Source organism: Providencia sp. PROV076, assembly GCF_028483405.1.
GTDB classification, from domain to species: Bacteria; Pseudomonadota; Gammaproteobacteria; order Enterobacterales; family Enterobacteriaceae; genus Providencia; species Providencia huaxiensis.
Genome location: NZ_JAMPRR010000013.1, coordinates 37,432 through 55,465 on the forward strand (window position 1 = coordinate 37,432; position 18,034 = coordinate 55,465).

Genomic DNA, 18,034 nt, shown 5'->3' on the forward strand with positions numbered 1-18,034 from the left:
TACTCCCATACATAATTATTATGATTGTGTGTTGATATATGTTCACCCAGTAGATGAACACTTTTTATAATTATTTAGATATTATTAATTAGGTTCACTTATATATAACCGTTTAATATCCGTATAATCAAGGGGGTCATTACCTTTAAATCCGCGAACACTCGGTTTTATCATTCGAGCACTAACGCGATAATAAACAGGAACAATAGCCGAATCCTTGTCTAGCAAGGTTTCCGCTTGTTGATAAATTGCATGGCGAGATGAAGGATCTGGAGCTGTCAGCGCTTGCTCAAGCAAGGCATCAAAGTCCGAATTATTATAAAAAGCGGTATTATTACTATTTTGAGACAACATCATATTCAAAAATGCAGTTGGTTCATTGTAATCTGCGCACCACGTTGCCCTAGCAACATCGTAATTTCCTTCATGGCGGCTTTGTAATGATGTTTTCCATTCTTGGTTTTGCAACGTCACTTGCGCACCAATATTTTTCTGCCACATCGATGCTGCAACAATAGCTTGCTGTTTGTTTTGATCTGAAGTGTTATACAATAAGTCAAATTTCAATGGGTTTTCTTTGTTATAACCCGCTTGTGAAAGTAAATCTTTAGCGCGCTGATAACGTTGTTCTGCCGATAAATTAGCCCATTCAGGTAATGCAAAGTCACCATTATTGATAAAGCTTGGCGTAAAACCATAAGCGACTTTTTGCCCTTGAGCGATAATTTTATTGGTAATTATTTCTCTATCTAAACCCAATTTTATTGCTTCACGTACTCTTGGGTCATTAAACGGCGCTTTTTGATTATTTATTTCATAATAGAACGTACACAAATATGGCCTAACATATAATTCATTGGGCCTTTCTTGCTGCATTTTTTTATATAAAACAGGTGGGATTGCAGAATTTGAAATATCAATTTCACCACTACGGTAACGGTTAATATCACTCACTTCGGAGCTAATCGCTAGAAAGGTCGCTTGTTCAATACGGCTATTGGGATTATCCCAATAAAATGGGTTTCGTTTGATAACAATACGTTCATTTACCACCCACTTATCCAATATGTATGCCCCATTTCCAATAAAATTTTGGGGTTGAGTCCATTTATCACCATGCCGTTGAATTGCAGACTTATTCACAGGCTTCATAGACGTATGAGAAAGCATATCGACAAAATAAGGTACCGGATGGCTTAGCGTAACCTGTAGATGTTGCGGATCAAGTGCCTTCACCCCCAGCGCTGTTGCAGGCATTTTCCCTGCTAAAATCGCATCTGCATTTAAAATATACGCATTTTGTAGATAACTTGAGTAAGGAGAGCCTGTATTAGGGTCAGATAAACGTTGCCAACTATACACAAAATCTTCAGCGGTTACAGGTGAGCCATCACTCCACTTTGCATCTTCCCGCAAAGTAAAAACCCAAGAGGTGTAATTTTCATTGGTCCAATTTTTAGCAACGCCAGGAACTGCCTTACCGTCTATATCGGTATACACGAGGCCTTCTAATAAGTTTAATATCACATTGCTTTCTGGCACCCCTTCCACTTTATGGGGATCAAGAGATGTTACTTCTGAGCCATTATTAATTGTGATTACCTGTTTTACTTTTTCCGTGCCATTTGCTTGTAACGCAACAAATAATAACGAGAGCACACCATAACCAAGTGTTGATTTGAACATCCTATCCCTCACGATTCATTGATGGCGCTATAACCTCATTAGCAACCTTATTTACGCTGATATTTAAGCCCTAAGACTGTTATTTCCTTATGGGCAATCCACTTTATGACTCCAACATTCAAAACAATTAATTAACATTCGCTAGTTAAAAACTTTTGATAACTTTTAAAAATAACAACCAAAAATTATGTTTATCTTTAAATTACAATGCATTACAAAAGCATAATCATACAATACAAGATAGACCTCAAATTCGAATCCAAACATATCATTAACAAACGCCAATTAGAATAGTGAATAAATTTACGTAGCTCACAATTCCTTACTTTTTATCCCTGTTTTAGCAAAAAATGCCACATATAATTACAGGGAACATTTTTTTCATACGTGATTATTGATGACTAAAATTTTAATAAGCCAATTAAAACTACCTGAAGAGCAAAATTGATGTATGTAATACGATAGGAACTAACGATAGATATGGCTGCAAATAGGTTTAGTTTGCAGCCATAAAAAGAGAAGAAATTAGATTATAATAAGCCTGGGAATATGGCTTTAACCCCGGTCACAATAAACTCTATCCCCAGCGACATCAGTAATAGGCCCATGATACGCGTCACCACGTTGATCCCTGTTTGACCTAAGTAACGAACCAATAAAGACGCTGAACGAAATAATAACCAACAACAAAAAGCAAATGCGATACTCGTCAAGGCTAAACCTAAAAAGTTTTGCCAACCATGCCAACGAGATGACCAAACGATACAAGAACTGATTGCCCCAGGCCCTGCCATTAAGGGTAAAGCCAAAGGTACAACACCAATGCTATCCCTAACCGCAGTTTCTGTTTTTTCTTGCTTATTCTGTTTGTCTTCACCAATTTTACCGCTAATCATTGACATCGCTATTGTGACGATCAAGATCCCACCAGCAATACGGAAAGAATCAATTGAAATACCAAATAATTGCAGAATTGAGTCACCAATTAATAATGATGTACATAAAATGATAGCAACTGATGTATTTGCAATAGTATTGGTTTTATTTCTCCCGGCATTACTTTGATAGTTTGTCATACTAATAAACACAGGCAATATGCCAACTGGGTTCACAAGTGCAAACAAGCCAATAAAGAATTTTATATAACCCGATAAATCAAGTAATGCGCTACTCACCCATTCATTTCCTTAAGCAGTTCTCTTTAGAGATTCATTGATATCTTTTATGATTTTACCACCGATGTTATTAATTTCCTTGAGCAAAACAATATTTTCTTTAACTTGCTAAATTTGCTTAGCATTTAGTTAGGTATACATAAATTATCTGCACAAATTGTTTTGATAATATTAAATTAAGCAATAGATGAACAACATTTATTCAACTTGTGCATATATACACGTGCTGAAAGGAGTCAGCTTGGCGTTTTCGTGATATAGATCACTTTATTTAATTACCGTTTTGTTAATCTACTCTTAACTGATAGGCAGAGCTAATGAGGATATTAACTCAAAACTGAATAAGGTTTTTAAGCCAATAAGCGATCATGAGCAGCGTTATTATAGATAACATCTATACTTTCATCTTTAAGCATTTCCTAGTTCTATAGATGCATTTTGCTCATTGGCTTAAAAAGTTTAACATTTATCAGGAGTAATCTATATGTCCGTAACTAACGTTACCGAACTCAATGAACTCGTTGCTCGTGTCAAAAAAGCTCAACGCGAATTCGCAACTTTCTCCCAAGAGCAAGTTGATGAAATCTTTAGAGCCGCCGCCCTCGCTGCTGCTGACGCACGTATCCCCCTAGCAAAACTCGCTGTCGAAGAATCTGGAATGGGTATTATTGAAGATAAAGTGATCAAAAACCACTTTGCTTCAGAGTATATCTATAATGCGTATAAAGACGAAAAAACCTGCGGCACGCTATCTGAAGACCCAACATTTGGAACAATTACTATCGCTGAGCCGATTGGTATTATCTGTGGTATTGTTCCAACAACAAACCCAACTTCAACCGCGATTTTTAAATCACTGATTAGCTTAAAAACGCGCAACGCTATTATCTTTTCTCCGCACCCTCGCGCTAAAAATGCAACTAACCGCGCAGCACAAATCGTGCTTGATGCTGCCATTGCAGCGGGGGCACCGAAAGACATTATTGGCTGGATTGATTCCCCTTCTGTTGAGCTATCCAACGCTTTAATGCACCACCCTGATATTAACCTGATCCTAGCGACAGGTGGGCCAGGCATGGTCAAAGCAGCTTATAGCTCAGGTAAACCTGCAATTGGTGTTGGTGCTGGTAATACCCCTGTCGTTATTGATGAAACAGCGGACATTAAACGTGCCGTTGCGTCCATTTTGATGTCAAAAACATTCGACAACGGTGTTATTTGTGCTTCTGAACAATCCGTTGTGGTTGTGGATGAAATCTACAATCAAGTTCGCGAACGTTTTTCAAGCCATGGAGGCTACCTGCTACAAGGAAAAGAGCTTAAAGCGGTTCAGGATATCATCTTAAAAAATGGCAACCTAAACGCTGCTATTGTTGGTCAGCCTGCCTATAAAATTGCAGAAATGGCCGGCATTACCGTTCCAAAAACAACTAAAATCTTAATCGGTGAAGTCAAAACCATCGATGAGTCAGAACCGTTCGCACATGAAAAACTTTCACCATTATTAGCGATGTATCGTGGTAAGAATTTTGAAGATGCAGTTGCAAAAGCAGAACAATTAGTTGAAATGGGGGGGATTGGCCATACCTCTTGCTTATATACTGACCAAGATAACCAACATGATCGTGTTAACTATTTTGGCCAAAAAATGAAAACAGCGCGTATTTTAATCAATACGCCAGCGTCACAAGGTGGTATCGGTGACCTGTACAACTTTAAATTAGCCCCTTCTCTGACTCTAGGTTGTGGTTCTTGGGGTGGTAACTCCATCTCTGAAAACGTAGGTCCAAAACACCTAATCAATACCAAAACTGTGGCGAAGAGAGCTGAAAATATGTTGTGGCATAAACTTCCGAACTCAATCTACTTCCGCCGTGGTTGCCTCCCTATCGCCCTTGAAGAGATTGCAACTGACGGTGCTAAACGCGCTTTCATCGTAACTGATGGTTATCTATTCAATAATGGTTATGTTGATGAAGTGGTTAGCGTTCTCAAAAAACATCACATTGAAACAGACGTTTTCTTTGAAGTTGAGGCAGACCCAACATTAACGGTGGTTCGTAAAGGTGCAGCCCAAATGCAAGCATTCCAACCTGATGTGATCATTGCATTAGGTGGTGGTTCACCAATGGATGCGGCTAAAATCATGTGGGTTATGTACGAACACCCGGAAACTCATTTTGAAGAATTAGCATTACGTTTTATGGATATACGTAAACGTATCCACCGTTTCCCTAAAATGGGCGTTAAGGCTAAATTAGTTGCTATCACAACGACTTCGGGAACAGGTTCTGAAGTCACGCCATTTGCGGTAGTGACTGATGATAAAACAGGCCAAAAATATCCATTAGCAGACTATGCATTGACGCCAAATATGGCAATTGTTGATGCGAACTTAGTCATGAATATGCCTAAATCTTTAACGGCTTTTGGTGGTTTAGATGCGGTCACCCATGCGTTAGAAGCTTATGTTTCTGTTTTAGCTAACGAGTTTACTGATGGCCAAGCACTTAAGGCCCTGAGTCTATTAAAAGATTATTTACCAGCCAGTTACCATGAAGGGGCTAAAAACCCTGTAGCAAGAGAACGTGTCCATAACGGGGCGACACTTGCAGGTATTGCTTTTGCAAACGCATTCCTTGGTGTATGTCACTCTATGGCACATAAGCTTGGCTCAGAGTTCCACATCCCTCATGGGCTTGCTAATGCTTTGCTGATTTGTAACGTTATCCGTTTTAATGCGAATGATAACCCAACAAAACAAACTGCATTTAGCCAATACGACCGCCCTCATGCACGCCGCCAATACGCAGAAATTGCGGATCACTTAGGGCTCACTAAAGTCGGTGATCGTACTGCTGAGAAAATTGAAAAATTACTCGCATGGTTGGAGGAAATAAAAGCCGATTTAGGTATTCCTAAATCTATCCGTGAGACTGGTGTTACTGAAGCTGACTTCTTAGCTCGCGTGGATAAACTTTCTGAAGATGCATTTGATGACCAATGTACAGGTGCTAACCCTCGTTATCCTTTAATCTCTGAAATTAAACAATTATTACTGGATTCTTATTATGGTCGCGAGTTCGTTGAGCATCAAGACGCACCCGTGATTGAAAAAGAGGAAAAAAAAGCGCCTCAGAAAAAACAGCCGTAAAAAAAGAAGCTGAAAAGAAAAGCACTAAGAAATAATGTATTAAACATTATTTAAAATAAAGGCACTGCAATAATTGCAGTGCCTTTTGTTTAGCTATTAAAAATGAGTTACTGTAAAAATACATAAAATCGATATTATATAAAACGATTCAACTCGCTGAGTTTATCTCACAGTTGGTCATAATAGGTTGATATCAGAGAGCTATTTTATTTCCTACACCAAACGATTTCCATTCATCTAAAGTGGAGTGCCTGTTTAGGTATAACACCCTCATTCATCAACTGAGCTTGTTTTATTGCTTCTGAATAGTGTTTACGACAAACAGAAATATACTTTTCATTGCCACCTATATCGACTTGTAAGCCTTTATATACAGGTATCCCATCACTTCCTATACGTAAAACCTTACTTGCCTTACGGCCACAATAGCAGACTGTTTTTAGCTCGACTAATTTATCAGCCCAAGCAAGCAAATATTGGCTACCTTCAAATAATTGCCCCGCAAAATCAGTACGCAACCCATAACATAAAACTGGAATATCCTCGTTATCGACTATGTCACATAATTCTTCGACTTGTTTTTTTGTTAGGAACTGACACTCATCAATAAGAACACAATGCACTTTTTGTGTGCTATTTTCTTTTTTTATCAGCTCGGCCATATTTGTTGTCGCTGAGTAGAGTAACGCCTCTGCTGATAAACCGATGCGCGATGAGACTTTTCCTTGTTCAAAACGGTTATCTATCTCTGCAGTAAAAATAACCGTACGCATCCCTCTTTCATTATAGTTATACGATGATTGCAATAATGACGTTGATTTTCCCGCATTCATAGCTGAATAATAAAAGTAAAGCTGAGCCATTTGGCTGTTCCCTCAAAATTAATATACGTAATAATTTTACCATAAAACAGACTTTATGATTAACAATAATGGTCTGTATGTCCTTTACTTATTGAAAATTTAACTTTTTTTTCGACTATACTCGTTCCTTATTGCAAATATTGCTTAGCTTGTATGCAATAAAAACCAATTTGATATTAACTATAAACAGTTTCAATTAAAGCACATTCCGCTAAAAATCATCATCAAAAAAAGAAAATTTAAGGAATCCATCCCTTCAATTCATTCTGCGTAAAAGTAAAATGAGACTCTCCTCTTCTTTTTCGAATAATTTAATCACTACGATTTTAGCTTATTCCTATTTTTCGTTTAGTTCAGTTATTGATAATAGCTATATATATATCTACGAAAAGTTTATTTTTCTTTTGTAAAAAAATTGCAATCGCTAAAGATTACTTTTAAACTAAGGAAGTAATTTAGCTATTGCAGAATTTAAAATAGCATTCTATTATTACTGTACACATGCCAACTAATAATTTGAGACCAGGAAAATGAGCGAATCATTAAAAGCGTTAAATAACATCCGTACTCTTCGTGCTCAAGCTCGCGAAGTAACTTTAGAATCTTTAGAAGAAATGCTGGAAAAATTAACCGTCGTTGTTGAAGAACGTCGTGATGAAGAGAGCCAAGCTCGCGCGGAATTAGAAGAACGTAACCGTAAATTGGAAAAAGTTCGTGAAATGATCCTTGAGCAAGGCGTCGATTTAAATGACCTTCTGCAAACAATGGACTCAGGTAAAAGCACTAGCACCCGTGCTAAACGTGCTGCACGTCCAGCTAAATACAAATATGTTGATGAAAATGGCGAAACTAAAACTTGGACAGGCCAAGGCCGTACTCCAGCTGTAATCAAAGTTGCCATTGAAGAACAAGGCAAATCTTTAGATGATTTCTTAATCTAATCGCCTCAACATGTATTCTAAACACCCTTTTATAAGGGTGTTTTTATTTTAAAGCTTTATATATTATTTTATATTAACCTGTAATAAGAAAAGGTGCTTAGCTATTATAACTCCCCCCTTCAGCACGAAAGCCTCATAACTACTGCCCTCTGCTTCAATTAACTGCCCTGTTTAAGCTTTTGCGGCGTATTACGCTATCGACAAATAATCATGATAAATAAAAATATGTAGTAAAGATATGTAAGCTTAATTAGATAAATTTAAATATTGTTCAGTGATTTTATTTATGTAATGAGGTTGTTTGTTAATTTTTACACCCTATACACTTATAGGATGTACAGGCTAAAACAGCCGAAATCAGAGCGATACCCCTTAATATTTGATATCTATTGTTAGTAATTATTTTTTCACGCATAAAAAAGGCTAACAAATTAAGTTAGCCTTTAATAAAAATTCATTGTGGAATTTTATTTTGCTGAATTCAATGATACTGATAATTCTTTCAACCACTGGGTAAAATCATCTCCCAGCGCATCATGTTGCATTCCATATTCAACAAACGCTTTCATATAACCTAGCTTATTTCCGCAGTCATGACTTTTACCACATAAGTGGTAGGCTTCTACTGGTTCATTATTTTCCATCATTAATGCAATGGCATCAGTTAATTGTATTTCATCTCCAGCACCTGGTGCTGTTTTGGCTAATGCATCCCAAATCTTTTCAGATAAAACATAACGACCAACAATAGATAAATTAGATGGAGCCTCTTCACGTTTTGGTTTTTCAACCATACGGATAATTCTTTTACTATCCCCTGGCGCTAACATTTCACCATTACAATCCACAATACCATAGCTAGAGACATCTTCTTCTGGTACTGGCTCAACTAAAATCTGACTTGCTCCTGTAGACTCATATTGCTCTAGCATTTCACGCAAATTAAATTTGGTTAAGTCTGTACTGTAACGGTCTAAAATGACATCGGGTAAAATAACCGCAAAAGGTTCTTCACCGACTAACGGCTTAGCACACAAAATAGCATGCCCTAACCCTTTCGCTATTCCTTGGCGTGTTTGCATAATCGTTACGTGGCTTGGACAAATAGATTGAACCTCATCCAATAGCTGGCGTTTAACACGCGCTTCCAAAATAGCTTCTAATTCAAAGCTTGTGTCAAAGTGGTTTTCAATGGAATTTTTCGATGAATGGGTCACTAAAACAATTTCATTGATCCCAGCCGCAATACATTCGTTAACAACATATTGAATCAGAGGCTTATCGACTATTGGCAACATTTCTTTTGGAATAGCTTTTGTTGCAGGAAGCATACGAGTTCCTAAACCTGCAACAGGGATTACCGCTTTACGCACCTTGCGCTGTGTCATTTTTATCACTCCAGATATCATCTTAGCCTCTCTAATTTCACTAAAGTACCAAGAGGCGTTTTAAGTGCGCAGAAGTATATCAGGAAATATTCATGAATAAATAGCGACGAGTCCGAATAGGGGTATTTAGATTACAGGAGTATGCATTTTAGGCATTAATTATGTTTCGGGATTAAACATAAGTTTTATTTTCTGACTATTATTACGAATTAAACACTGCCAAGCATTTCCTTTTACCTCTAAGTGATTAGATTGATAAAATTTTAGCGTGCCTAAAGGAAGGCTTCTAGGTAACTTAACATGTGTATTTTCTGTCGTTATTTCCGCTTCTAAGCCCGCACTCGCCATAATAATCGATTTATTCTGTGTATTAAAATACCCTAATAATAGAGGAAATTGCCCACTAAACCCCGAATCCTCCAGTAAATAATTTATTTGATTAATGATCCTGTCAATATTCGGTAGTTTTTTTTCTGGGTAGCTTACCGCACTTTTTAAAAGGTCATTAAACACAACTCGAATCAAAAAAGCCGCCATAATACCTTCTTGGGGAGAACGTTCAGTGTCAATGCAGTAGAACCCTATTTGGCTATCTGAAATAGGCGCTAGGTCTAATAATAACCCAAATCGGCTAGCCTCATTAAGTTGACGATAGTTAATTCGATAATTATTTATAATTTGGTGTACTGGCGGTTGTAACTGTTTCAATACCGCTAACATATCTTGGGTATGATCTTGCATTAATGTAGAAATTTGATGAATTTCCTCGTCAATCAACTCTGTTAGGTTACTTTGCTCAGGGTACAGTGCTGAAAGGAGTGTCACTTTGACTTCATCTAAATTTTTTATTGGCTTTAATAAAGCATCCTTAGCCCCTAAACGAAACATTCTATCTAACTGAGTAAAATCTGTTGTTGCTGTGATCACAATGACTGGAATATCGATATTGCGAGAAACGAGCTCTCTCATAAATGCTTCACCATTCATGACCGGCATGCTTAAGTCACATAGAATGATATCAGGGTTGATACGGTCTATTGTTAACATCTCTATTGCTAATTGACCATTATCTGCGGTATAGATCTCAATACCCAGTGTTTCTAGGTAGTTTTTTAAAATTGTACAGAAGGTGATTTCGTCTTCTATTATGAGTACTTTTCTATTTTTCATAAGATACCTACTGCAAAAGCCTGGTTTAATTAACAATACAATTATTCATACGATAAAATCATTTATTCACCATCATTTAAGTATAGTGATTTTTCAATCTTATACTTATTTTTATAGGGAGTGTTATGAAATCTCAAGCAGAAGATAAGTGTTACTGTGGTAACGAAGCACAATTTGAACAATGTTGTGCCCCTTTTTTGCAAGAAAAATCGATCCCACAGACGCCAGAGCAGCTTATGCGCTCAAGATATAGCGCTTATGTACAGCAAAATGCCGATTATCTGATTAAAACATGGCACCCTGATTGCCATGCCCAAGAGTGGTATCAAGAAATTGTAAATAGTTTCTCGAAGACACAGTGGCTTGGCCTTCGTGTTATTAGTTCTTCTTATGCCAAAAATCCTAATGAAGCTTATGTCGAATTTTCGGCTTGCTTTATTGATGAAAAAGCTGATCATAAGCAGCTTATTCATGAACGTTCGCGTTTTATTAAGATGGATTCGTGTTGGTTTTATATAGACGGCATTACTCCCAAAGTTGGTCGTAATGATTTGTGTCCTTGTGGCTCTGGTCAAAAATATAAAAAGTGTGGGCATCCAAACTAATCACCCTTTATTTGATATCTGTCTAATAAGACACATGCAATACTCAATCCGTCATTTTCTTTTTTATATCGCTTTGTTAGTTAAGGATTAGGCTGTTTCATGCAACACAAAATTGTACAGAAGAAAATTCTCAGGACAATTTGCCCTGACGCGAAAGGATTAATCGCGAAAATCACCAATATTTGCTATAAGCACCAACTCAATATCGTACAAAATAATGAGTTTGTTGATCACCACACCGGCCGTTTCTTCATGAGAACTGAGCTAGAGGGTATTTTCAACGATGAGACATTATTAGCTGACCTTGATGATGCATTACCGGTTGGATCTCAACGCGAATTAAATACAGCAGGTCGACGTCGTATTGTCGTTATGGTGACAAAAGAAGCTCATTGTCTGGGCGATCTACTCATGAAAAGTGCTTATGATGGTTTGGATGTTGAAATTGCAGCGGTTATTGGAAACCACGACACCCTAAAAAACTTAGTCGAACAATTTGATATCCCATTCCACCATATTAGCCATGAAGGCCTAACTCGCGAACAACATGATGAAAAAATGACAGCGCAGATTGACCAATATCAGCCTGACTATGTTGTGTTAGCTAAATATATGCGCGTATTAACGCCTGCATTTGTGCAGCATTATCCAAACCAAATTATCAATATTCATCACTCATTTTTACCCGCGTTTATTGGTGCCCGCCCTTACCACCAAGCTTATGAGCGTGGCGTAAAAATTATTGGAGCGACCGCGCACTTTGTCAATGACAACCTCGATGAAGGACCAATCATTACGCAGAATGTAATTAATATAGACCATACATTCACAGCGGATGATATGATGCGTGCAGGGCGTGATGTCGAAAAAAATGTCCTCAGCCATGCACTCTATTGGGTTTTAGCTCAACGTGTATTTGTCTATGGTAATCGCACCATTATTTTATAAGCCAACGTAGTGGCTTATTTAACAACACTTTGTTGATTTAACATGCATTAAGAATAAAAAAACAGCAAACAACCATTTTATTGAAAATTAATGCTTTACAGCGGCGCGTCATTTGATATGATGCCGCCCGCTGTCAACGATTACAGCAATTCAAAATCTGGTGGGATACCCAAGCGGCCAAAGGGAGCAGACTGTAAATCTGCCGTCACAGACTTCGAAGGTTCGAATCCTTCTCCCACCACCATCTAATTGATTTCACCTCCTAGTTTGTCAACAACCCCCATAAAACGATTTAACACACTTGAGTGTGATTTTGATTTATAGATATAACACACACTTTTCCCCAAAATTTTGTTCAGTGATATATAAATCAATGACTTATCAATCAACTCTTCTTCTGGATAATGGTCTATAATGCCAATAAAATCACCCTCTTGAATGAAACTTTGGCAACAGCCGATATTATCCATTTGTCTTACACTTGTTTTATTATCAACCGTTTCAATTTTTGCCAATAAATCACTCATCAATGAACTTTTATAAAATGCAGGATCACATAGCCATGTACTTTTTTGTAATAATGTAACCAGGTCATAATGAAATTTTTCATACAGTTCTTTTCTGCAATAAATACCTAATGGTGAGTTTTCTATTATTTTTTGTAATGAAAATCGCTCACTAACTACCTGTTCTGAACTAAGTATAAGAGTATTCCCATCATAATCGACAATTTCATCTACTTCGTCATAATTAAACCTTAATATATTTACTTGTACATTATTTTGATGTGCTGATTGATATAAATTAATTAAATGATTTTCCTTCCCCCAGTCATAATAAATATTAGCCTCATTGATTATATAACCTGAAAAATGTTTTTTTGTTATTTCCTTCTCCTGTAAATAAAGATCTCTTAGATCGTTATAAAGTTCTTGGCCATCCTTAGTTAATGTCATTCCAAATTTTTCTCGTTTAAAAAGCCGTTTACCTAGGCTTGTCTCAAAGTCTTTGATTGACTTTGCGATGGGAGGTGTCGTACGGTTCATCACTCTTGCAGCCTTACTTAACGAGCCATTCTCAACAACCGCCATAAACGCCTCTAATTTTCTTGAAAAGAACATATCTATGACCCCATTCCGTTTATTAAAATGTTAATCAACATACTTAGTTTTCTCATTAATAATTATATTGATCACCCCAGAAATTAACTCATAAAATGAAAAATCAAACTTGATTTTTTATTGAATGATTAACAATATTTCATAAAAGTATTTTTATAATTTCCATCATTACAAAGCAATATATTATACTGTTTAGATTGATTATTTTTTATGCCTCCACTATTAAATCACATTAAAATATAAATAACCAATTGACTTTAAATGAAATTAAAACTAGTTAATATTGAAATTATTAATTTAATTTCAATATTAAATTATACCCTAGCATTCATAATAAATTTAATTAACAATAATATTTTTTGATTAACTAAAATTATTATTATATTTATATTGAGCGCTGAATTTTGATATTGTTCTAAGAGTGAGTTATGCCATGACCGTTTTTATCATAGCCATTACTAACTATAAAACAACCTAATCATTGAAACATGCTACGCGGGGTTACAGTACAGCTACCATCTGGTAGAATAAGCATAATAATCATAAAACTAGGTGATAAAAAACCATGAAATTCATATCGTTCAATATCAATGGCCTTCGAGCTCGCCCTCACCAACTCGCTGCAATCATCGAAAAACATCAACCTGAGGTTATTGGCTTACAAGAAACAAAAGTCCATGATGATATGTTTCCTTATGAAGAAGTTAGTCAGCTCGGCTATCATGTTTTTTATCACGGCCAAAAAGCGCATTATGGTGTCGCTCTTTTGACTAAAAATGAGCCTCTTGCTGTCCGTAAGGGCTTTCCAACTGACGATGATGACGCACAGCGTCGTATTATCATGGCTGACATCCAAACGGAGCGTGGCCCATTAACTGTTGTGAATGGTTATTTTCCTCAAGGGGAAAGCCGTGACCACCCAACAAAATTCCCAGCAAAAGAAAAATTTTATCAAGATTTACAAAATTATATTACATCAACACAAACTGCTGAGTCCCAATTGCTCATTATGGGTGACATGAATATCAGCCCAACGGATCTTGATATCGGTATTGGCGAGGTAAATCGCAAACGTTGGTTAAAAACCGGAAAATGTTCTTTTTTACCTGAAGAGCGTGAATGGTTAGCCAAATTATTAGGCTGGGGCTTAGTTGATACATACCGTGCGAAAAACCCTGATGTTGCTGATTGCTACTCATGGTTTGACTACCGTTCTAAAGGTTTTGATGATAATAGAGGCTTACGTATCGACTTACTGCTTGCATCAAATAAGTTAGCAGAGCGCTGTATAGCAACGGGTATTGATTATGATATTAGAGGAATGGAAAAACCGTCAGACCACGCACCTGTATGGTCTGAATTTGACCTAACAAAATAATTTTTATCTCGGGTTCTAATGCAAAAAGGCGCTCTAAGCGCCTTTTATTGTTTTACCAGACTCAACTAGTCTTCTTTCTTTTTCGTTTTTTTACCCGTTTTTGCTGGTTTTTTCCCCGTTTTTACTGATGGGGCCGGCAGCTCTCGAAATGCCCTCAAATTTGTAAACTGGCGCGCATGGTGAATTAATTGCATCAAAGTTTGACTTAGTGGATGCATAAAATCATCATAACGTGATTGTTTCTCACTAATTTGAGTTAACACTGATTCCCAATGGGCAGTCATGTCCGGTAAAGTCGCCATGTCAGGTAGAACATGAATTAGAGCCCTTCCCGCAGGCGAGGAATGAATATAACGCCCTTTCTTATAGAGGAATTGGCGCTTAAATAGTAAATCAATGATACCCGCCCTTGTCGCTTCGGTGCCAAGCCCATCCGTTTCTCGCAATACTTTTTTTAATGCTTTATCCTGCACAAAACGCGCGATCCCTGTCATTGCGGATAGCAACGTCGCATCCGTAAAAGGACGCGGGGGCTGTGTTTGCCGTTCAACCACTTCCCCTTTTTCACATAGCAACTCATCATTTTTACTCACAACGGGTAGCGGCATACCATCATTCTCAGCATCGCGCTCTTTATTACCCAAAACAACTCGCCAACCTGCTTCAGCAAGAAATCGAGCTTTTGCAATAAATTTACCTTTTTCAATTTCGAGGTCAATCGTACACTTACGGTAAACTGCATCAGGCATAAACTGGATAATATATTGACGTGCAATCAGTTGGTAAATTTTACTTTCATTCTCAGTTAGCTTTGCTGCTGCCGTTTTTGCTGTTGGAATTATTGCATGGTGAGCATCCACTTTTTTGTCGTCCCAACACCGGTTTTTTTTATCCAACTCTGTCAATTCAAATTCAGTAAGGTCTGGTTGATGTACCGCAATTGCATTCAATACACTGTGCCGCCCTGCAAAATGTTCATCAGGCAAATAGCGGCTATCTGAACGCGGGTACGTAATTAACTTGTGCGTTTCATATAAACGTTGGCAAATGTCCAATACTTCTTGCGCACTCAACGCATACTTTTTAGCAGCTTCAATTTGCAAAGACGATAAAGAAAAAGGCAACGGTGCAATTTCAGATTCGCGTTTGTCTTGATATTGCGTCACTATGGCAGGTTTGCCCTCGATACGCGATACCACATGTTCTGCAAGCGGTCGGTGAAACAAACGCCCTTCTTCGTCTTGGTAATCAATACAGGAGTCACTTGGCTGCCATATCGCCACAAAACGCTCATCCTTTGGCGTAACAATATGGGCTTTAACCTCGAAATAGTCTTTAGGAACAAAGTTCTCTATTTCTTCGTCACGCCTAACGACTAGCCCCAAAACTGGCGTTTGTACCCGCCCAACAGAAAGAACACCTTGATACCCACCCCGTTGTCCTAATAACGTATAAGCACGAGTCATATTGATGCCATACAACCAATCTGCTCGTGCTCTTGCTAAAGCAGAGACACAAAGAGGAATAAATTCGCGATTTTCTCTTAAACGGTCAATTGCCCGCTCAACCGCTTGAGGGTTAAGGTCATTAATTAAACAACGCTTTACTTCTTTGCGTTTTTCAGGGGCGAGCTTTAAAAAATCAAGCACTTCGTCCACCAGCAATTGACCTTCTCTATCAGGGTCTCCTGCATGAACGACAATTGAGGCTTGCTTCAGCAATGTTTCAATAGTTTTTAATTGTTTAGTTACTGCGGGACGGGGCTTCAACTGCCACTTATCAGGGATAATTGGCAGATCCTGAAGATTCCAACGTGCGTACCGAGGCTCATAGGCATCCGGCTCAGCCTGCTCTAAAAGGTGGCCAATACACCATGTTACGGTTTGGCCATCACCACATTGAATAAAACCATCACCTCGTTTATGAGGTTTGGGTAATACATCTGCAATGGCCCTTGCAAGGCTCGGTTTTTCCGCAATAAACAAACGCATAAATTAATCTATCACTTCAACTAAAGGAACATTATCCTGATGGGGTAATAATTTGCCGATAGACTGTAACAAAACACCTTGCTGCTGTGCAATCTCTTTAATTTTAGAGACTTCGGAAGGTTTTACTGCAATGAGTAGGCCACCAGAGGTTTGCGGGTCACACAGTAGCTGGCGCTGCATATCATTCATAGGGCCAATAAGATGACCATAACTGTCGAAGTTACGAGTTGTTCCACCGGGAACACAGCCTGCTTCAATATACTTTTCGACATCCGCTAATTTAGGAACTTTACTAAAGGAAATTTCAGCGCGAACGTTAGAGCCTTCACAAATCTCACTTAAATGACCTAATAAACCGAAACCGGTCACGTCAGTCATCGCCGTCACACCATCTAAAGGCGCAATAACCGCCCCTAGTTTATTCATTTGGCACATGGTTTCTGCCGCTAAATGTTGATGTTCAGGTGCAAGTACCCCTTTTTTCTCTGCCGTTGTCAAAACGCCAATACCGAGCGGTTTAGTTAAGAACAGTTCGCAACCCGCTGTTGCAGCACTATTTTTCTTCACATATGCCGTATTGACAACACCAGTAACCGCCAGCCCAAAAATAGGCTCAGGTGCATCAATGGAATGCCCTCCTGCCAATGAAATACCTGCATCAGCACAAGCTGTACGGCCACCTTCAATCACTTCTCGAGCCACTTCAGGTGGTAGCTTAGCGATTGGCCAGCCTAAAATTGCGATTGCCATGATGGGCTTTCCGCCCATCGCAAAAATATCGCTAATCGCATTCGTCGCGGCAATACGGCCGAATTCAAACGGGGAGTCAACAATCGGCATGAAAAAGTCGGTTGTGCTGATGATGCCAATTCCATTACCTAAATCATAAACAGCGGCATCATCTTTCGTCTCATTACCAACTAACAAATGTGGATCATGGAATTTTGCTTGTTCTGTGTGTAAGATTTGCTCTAATACTTTCGGTGCAATTTTACAGCCACAGCCTGCGCCATGACTATATTGCGTTAATCTGATTTTTTCAGTCATTATTATTCTCTTTAGAAGTGAGATACAAAACCTGTCATGTCGGGCGCTTGTACTTTTGTTGGTGCTTTAAGCTCTGGTGTTCCTAAATAAAGAAATCCAACAATACGGTCGTTATCTCCACAACCTAGTCCTGCACGAACCACGGCATCTTCTGTCCATGCCCCTGAGCGCCATATACCGCCAAAACCCTGAGCTACAGCGGCCATTTGCATCGCCTGCACAGTACAACTCGCAGCAACTAATTGTTCCCATTGTGGTACTTTCGGGTGGTCTTTTAATTTCGCAATCACAGTAATAATTAATGGGGCACGAAAAGGTGCATTGCGTGCTTTTTCTTCTACCTCAGCACCTAACTGTCCTTCAATTGCCGCTTTTTCTAATAACTGACTGAAGCGTTTAATCCCCTCATTTTGCATAACAACAAAATGCCACGGTTTTAACGCACCGTGATCAGGTGCTCTCATCCCTGCTGCAAGTATGTTATTAAGTTCTTCGCCTTGCGGTGCTGGTGTTGTGAGTCTAGAAGCTGAACGGCGGTTCAACAAAAGGGTTAGAGCATCCATAATT

The 18,034-nt window shown here is 38.3% G+C and carries 14 protein-coding genes and 1 tRNA gene; 6 read left to right on the forward strand and 9 right to left on the reverse strand.

Annotated features, from left to right (window positions below; translation table 11 throughout):
* Positions 1 to 84: 84 nt before the first annotated feature.
* Positions 85 to 1,686 carry an ABC transporter substrate-binding protein gene (locus tag PSF67_RS09200; protein ID WP_272676812.1) on the reverse strand — a complete coding sequence of 534 codons (1,602 nt, stop codon included), beginning with the start codon at positions 1,684 to 1,686 and terminating at the stop codon, positions 85 to 87.
* Positions 1,687 to 2,216: 530 nt separating this feature from the next.
* On the reverse strand, positions 2,217 to 2,861 hold the full coding sequence (locus tag PSF67_RS09205) for a YchE family NAAT transporter (RefSeq protein ID WP_004254112.1): 645 nt from the start codon (positions 2,859 to 2,861) through the stop codon (positions 2,217 to 2,219).
* Between the two features lie 484 nt (positions 2,862 to 3,345).
* On the opposite strand from PSF67_RS09205, the gene adhE reads away from it, so the two are divergent.
* Positions 3,346 to 6,015: a bifunctional acetaldehyde-CoA/alcohol dehydrogenase gene (adhE, locus tag PSF67_RS09210; protein WP_272676813.1), complete on the forward strand. Its 2,670-nt coding sequence runs from the start codon at positions 3,346 to 3,348 to the stop codon at positions 6,013 to 6,015.
* Positions 6,016 to 6,248: 233 nt separating this feature from the next.
* On the opposite strand, the gene PSF67_RS09215 is transcribed toward adhE, so the two are convergent.
* Positions 6,249 to 6,878, reverse strand: a complete 630-nt coding sequence (locus tag PSF67_RS09215) for a thymidine kinase (RefSeq protein ID WP_102138649.1) — start codon at positions 6,876 to 6,878, stop codon at positions 6,249 to 6,251.
* Between the two features lie 530 nt (positions 6,879 to 7,408).
* Here PSF67_RS09215 and hns point away from each other — a divergent pair.
* Entirely contained in the window at positions 7,409 to 7,819 is a 411-nt protein-coding gene (gene hns / locus PSF67_RS09220; protein ID WP_004254106.1) for a histone-like nucleoid-structuring protein H-NS, read from the forward strand.
* Positions 7,820 to 8,286: 467 nt separating this feature from the next.
* Here the strand turns inward: hns and galU are convergent, their stop codons facing one another.
* Together galU and rssB are read right to left on the reverse strand one after the other, a co-directional pair.
* Entirely contained in the window at positions 8,287 to 9,207 is a 921-nt protein-coding gene (galU, locus tag PSF67_RS09225; RefSeq protein ID WP_102138650.1) for a UTP--glucose-1-phosphate uridylyltransferase GalU, read from the reverse strand.
* A gap of 159 nt (positions 9,208 to 9,366) precedes the next feature.
* Entirely contained in the window at positions 9,367 to 10,377 is a 1,011-nt protein-coding gene (gene rssB / locus PSF67_RS09230; protein ID WP_102138651.1) for a two-component system response regulator RssB, read from the reverse strand.
* A gap of 125 nt (positions 10,378 to 10,502) precedes the next feature.
* On the opposite strand from rssB, the gene PSF67_RS09235 reads away from it, so the two are divergent.
* From PSF67_RS09235 to PSF67_RS09245, 3 genes are all read left to right on the forward strand, one after another.
* On the forward strand, positions 10,503 to 10,982 hold the full coding sequence (locus PSF67_RS09235) for a YchJ family protein (protein WP_102138652.1): 480 nt from the start codon (positions 10,503 to 10,505) through the stop codon (positions 10,980 to 10,982).
* 99 nt (positions 10,983 to 11,081) lie between these two features.
* Complete coding sequence (gene purU, locus PSF67_RS09240; RefSeq protein WP_102138653.1) at positions 11,082 to 11,930, forward strand: formyltetrahydrofolate deformylase; 849 nt, start codon at positions 11,082 to 11,084, stop codon at positions 11,928 to 11,930.
* Positions 11,931 to 12,089: 159 nt separating this feature from the next.
* Positions 12,090 to 12,174: transfer RNA gene (locus tag PSF67_RS09245), tRNA-Tyr, on the forward strand.
* 1 nt (position 12,175) lies between these two features.
* Here PSF67_RS09245 and PSF67_RS09250 read toward each other — a convergent pair.
* The gene (locus PSF67_RS09250; RefSeq protein WP_166264881.1) at positions 12,176 to 13,051 is read right to left on the reverse strand and encodes a LysR family transcriptional regulator; all 876 of its coding nucleotides are present in this window, start codon (positions 13,049 to 13,051) and stop codon (positions 12,176 to 12,178) included.
* A gap of 565 nt (positions 13,052 to 13,616) precedes the next feature.
* Between PSF67_RS09250 and xthA the strand changes: the two genes are divergently transcribed.
* Positions 13,617 to 14,429, forward strand: coding sequence for an exodeoxyribonuclease III (gene xthA / locus PSF67_RS09255; protein ID WP_102138655.1), 813 nt, complete (start codon positions 13,617 to 13,619; stop codon positions 14,427 to 14,429).
* 65 nt (positions 14,430 to 14,494) lie between these two features.
* Here xthA and PSF67_RS09260 read toward each other — a convergent pair whose 3' ends face one another.
* Genes PSF67_RS09260 through PSF67_RS09270 form a run of 3 tightly spaced genes read right to left on the reverse strand, consistent with a single transcriptional unit; the run spans position 14,495 to position 18,030 of the window.
* Positions 14,495 to 16,420 (reverse strand): DNA topoisomerase III, encoded by a 1,926-nt coding sequence (locus PSF67_RS09260; protein WP_272676814.1) that lies wholly within the window; start codon positions 16,418 to 16,420, stop codon positions 14,495 to 14,497.
* A 3-nt stretch (positions 16,421 to 16,423) separates the two neighbouring features.
* Positions 16,424 to 17,467, reverse strand: a complete 1,044-nt coding sequence (gene selD / locus PSF67_RS09265; protein WP_272676815.1) for a selenide, water dikinase SelD — start codon at positions 17,465 to 17,467, stop codon at positions 16,424 to 16,426.
* Between the two features lie 11 nt (positions 17,468 to 17,478).
* Complete coding sequence (locus PSF67_RS09270; RefSeq protein WP_166264875.1) at positions 17,479 to 18,030, reverse strand: NAD(P)H nitroreductase; 552 nt, start codon at positions 18,028 to 18,030, stop codon at positions 17,479 to 17,481.
* Positions 18,031 to 18,034: the final 4 nt, after the last annotated feature.

What these genes read in the sequence shown, in the direction of transcription:
- PSF67_RS09200 (WP_272676812.1), bottom strand. Translation starts at nt 1,686, where the DNA reads ATGTTCAAATCAACACTTGGTTATGGTGTGCTCTCGTTATTATTTGTT.
- adhE (WP_272676813.1), top strand. Translation starts at nt 3,346, where the DNA reads ATGTCCGTAACTAACGTTACCGAACTCAATGAACTCGTTGCTCGTGTC.
- PSF67_RS09215 (WP_102138649.1), bottom strand. Translation starts at nt 6,878, where the DNA reads ATGGCTCAGCTTTACTTTTATTATTCAGCTATGAATGCGGGAAAATCA.
- hns (WP_004254106.1), top strand. Translation starts at nt 7,409, where the DNA reads ATGAGCGAATCATTAAAAGCGTTAAATAACATCCGTACTCTTCGTGCT.
- galU (WP_102138650.1), bottom strand. Translation starts at nt 9,207, where the DNA reads ATGACACAGCGCAAGGTGCGTAAAGCGGTAATCCCTGTTGCAGGTTTA.
- rssB (WP_102138651.1), bottom strand. Translation starts at nt 10,377, where the DNA reads ATGAAAAATAGAAAAGTACTCATAATAGAAGACGAAATCACCTTCTGT.
- PSF67_RS09235 (WP_102138652.1), top strand. Translation starts at nt 10,503, where the DNA reads ATGAAATCTCAAGCAGAAGATAAGTGTTACTGTGGTAACGAAGCACAA.
- purU (WP_102138653.1), top strand. Translation starts at nt 11,082, where the DNA reads ATGCAACACAAAATTGTACAGAAGAAAATTCTCAGGACAATTTGCCCT.
- PSF67_RS09250 (WP_166264881.1), bottom strand. Translation starts at nt 13,051, where the DNA reads ATGTTCTTTTCAAGAAAATTAGAGGCGTTTATGGCGGTTGTTGAGAAT.
- xthA (WP_102138655.1), top strand. Translation starts at nt 13,617, where the DNA reads ATGAAATTCATATCGTTCAATATCAATGGCCTTCGAGCTCGCCCTCAC.
- PSF67_RS09260 (WP_272676814.1), bottom strand. Translation starts at nt 16,420, where the DNA reads ATGCGTTTGTTTATTGCGGAAAAACCGAGCCTTGCAAGGGCCATTGCA.
- selD (WP_272676815.1), bottom strand. Translation starts at nt 17,467, where the DNA reads ATGACTGAAAAAATCAGATTAACGCAATATAGTCATGGCGCAGGCTGT.
- PSF67_RS09270 (WP_166264875.1), bottom strand. Translation starts at nt 18,030, where the DNA reads ATGGATGCTCTAACCCTTTTGTTGAACCGCCGTTCAGCTTCTAGACTC.